The sequence below is a fragment of the Streptomyces africanus genome, from assembly GCF_002150735.1.
Lineage (GTDB): Bacteria > Actinomycetota > Actinomycetes > Streptomycetales > Streptomycetaceae > Streptomyces > Streptomyces africanus.
The window spans coordinates 1-2,508 of the sequence record NZ_MUKA01000136.1 but is presented as its reverse complement, the minus strand read 5'-3'; the positions used below and the strand labels follow the sequence as shown (position 1 = coordinate 2,508).

The window sequence follows — 2,508 nt, the reverse complement described above, 5'->3', positions numbered from 1 at the left end:
GAGAAGGACCGTCCGGACCCATGGGGTGGGTCCGGACGGTCCTTCTCGTTCCGTGGGGGGAGCGGGGAGGTCATCCCTCCTGAGCGGCGGAGGACTGGTCCAGGTCACGGTCACGGACCATGGTGAAGACGGCGATCGCCCCGGCGAGGGCCACGCAGGCCAGCACCACGTAGACGACGCTCCAGCCGTGCTGGAGACCCTGGACCGCCCGGTCCACCAGGTCCTGCCCGCCACCCGCGCGTACGGAAGCCAGCCGGCCCTGGACCACGTCGTCGGCCATCGTGCCGTCGCCCGCGGGCAGTTGCTGACGCGTGGAGGTGAGCAGCAGCCCGCCCACACACGCCACGCCGATCGTCTCGCCGGCGACCCGGAGGGTGTTGAACATGCCCGACGCCATACCGCTGCGCTCGGCCGGCACCACGCTGACCGCCGCGTTGTCCATGACGCCGAAGGCGAGACCGATACCGACACCGGCCAGCAGCAGCGCCGCGTACAGCCCCGTACGGGACGACACCGGGTCGGTGAACGTCATCAGCAACAGCGCGGCGGCCAGCACCGCCGGTCCGACGGCCAGCAGCATCCGGACGGACAGCAACCGCACCAGCGTGGGCGTGAACAGCGGCAGGACGAAGACCGGCAGCGTCAGCGGCAGCAGCATCGCTCCGGACATCGTCGATCCCGCGCCGCCCGCGCCCTGGAAGTAGGGCGGCAGGTAGACGAGCAGGGCCGCGAACGCGAAGACGATGCTCACCGGCTGCCAGATGATGGCGACGAACGTGGGACGCCGCAGCAGGCTCAGGTCGAACATCGGCTCGGCGACACGCAGTTCGACCACGACGAACAGGGCGAGGAACAGCGCCGCACCCGCGAAGGAGCCGAGCGTGACGATGCCGCCCCACCCCTGCGAGGGACCCTCGACGAAGCCGAGAGCGAGCAGCATGAGGGCCAGGGTGAAGGTCAGCACACCGGGCAGGTCGATGCGCCGCGCACCCGGGTTCTTCGACTCGGGCAGCGGCCGGGCCAGGACGAGCACGACCGCACCGAGCAGGACGTTGACCAGGAACACGGCGTGCCAGGACGCGACGCCCACCAGCAGACCGGACACGAACGGGCCCATCGCCAGGCCGAACCCGATCGAGGCGCCGAAGATGCCGAAGGCCCTGGCCCGGGCGGCCCCGCTGAACGTGTGGGCGAGCAGCGCGGAACCGCTGGTCAGCACCGCGGCCGCGCCCATGCCCTGGACGAAGCGCGCCAGGTCCACGAGCAGGATGGTGGGCGCGGTGCCCGCGACGAGCGAGGCCAGCGCGAAGACGGCCGTGCCGCTCAGGAACAGGCGGCGGCGCCCGAAGAGGTCGGCCGCGGAACCGGCCGCGAGCATGAAGGCGGTGAACGCCACGTTGTAGGCGTTCAGCACCCACTGGGTGGAGGCGGCCGAGGCGTGCAGCGCGCCGGACATCTCGGCGAGGGCGACGCCCGGCCCCGTGACGGAGATGGGCAGCATCACGGCGGCCAGAGCGATGGCCACCAGCACACGCGTGGGATTGGGGGCGGTCTCCGCAGGGACGGTCCTGGGTGGTGACAGCTCGGAATCAGCAAGTGACTGGGACATCGAAACCTATCAATCCTGGGGCAACTGGGTGGGGTGCGTGGTCAGAGCCGGGAGGCGGGCAGCGGGGCCGGACGGTCGTCCTCGGCGGTGAGGAGAGCGCCGAGCTCCGCGAACGAGGTCACCTGCGCGTCGATGAAGGACCCGAACGCCGACACGTCGTCGTCCGAGAAGACCGCGCCGCGCATCAGCACCGTGCGCAGACCCGCGATCTTGGCCGCGCGCAGGGCGAGCGGGGAGTCGTCCACCAGCAGCCACTGCCCCGGGTCCGCCTCGCCCTCGGCCGCGAGCAGCGCCGCGTAGGTGTCCGGATCGGCCTTGGAGGCGTGGTCGAGCGCCACGTAGTCCTCGGGCCGGAACAGCCCGTCGAGCAGCGAGCGGCGCGCGGTGGTGCGGTCCATCGTGGAGAAGACCCGCAACCGTACGTCCCGCGCACGCTGCTCGGCGCAGAACGCCTCCACGCCCTCGCCGAGGGTCAGCGGCGTGCCCCGGACGGCGGTCAGCGACCTGAGCGCGTCGATCTCGGCGCTGAGGTGCTGCTCGATGCCGAGCCCCGCGAACAGCACGCGCAGGCTCTCCCGCTGGGGAAAGGTGCTGATGGCCTTGAACTGCGTGACCGTCGCCTCGATCGGCAACTCCGTGTGGCGGTTGATGCCTTCGTGCAGGGCGAGCAGCAACAGGCTCGACGCGTTCAGGCTCAGCACTCCGTCGAAGTCCAGCAGCACGGTCTGCGGGGAAGCGGCGCGGTCCAAGGCGTAACTCCTGGTGTGTGAGGGGCGCGGCCGGAAGGGCCGGGACCGCGCGGGGAAGGGGAGGGGCGCCGGCGGTGCCGGACCGGCCGGGGGAGGGCGGTCCGGCACCGCCGGCGGCGCGTGGGCTCAGCCGCGCCAGACGGAGTGCGC

At 71.9% G+C, this 2,508-nt stretch carries 2 protein-coding genes; both read right to left on the bottom strand.

Annotated elements, in window-relative coordinates:
- Positions 1 to 70: 70 nt before the first annotated feature.
- Positions 71 to 1,525 (bottom strand): MFS transporter, encoded by a 1,455-nt coding sequence (locus CCL05_RS18695; protein WP_244204320.1) that lies wholly within the window; start codon positions 1,523 to 1,525, stop codon positions 71 to 73.
- A gap of 125 nt (positions 1,526 to 1,650) precedes the next feature.
- Positions 1,651 to 2,358: an HAD family hydrolase gene (locus tag CCL05_RS18690; protein ID WP_086561640.1), complete on the bottom strand. Its 708-nt coding sequence runs from the start codon at positions 2,356 to 2,358 to the stop codon at positions 1,651 to 1,653.
- Between the last annotated feature and the right edge of the window lie 150 nt (positions 2,359 to 2,508).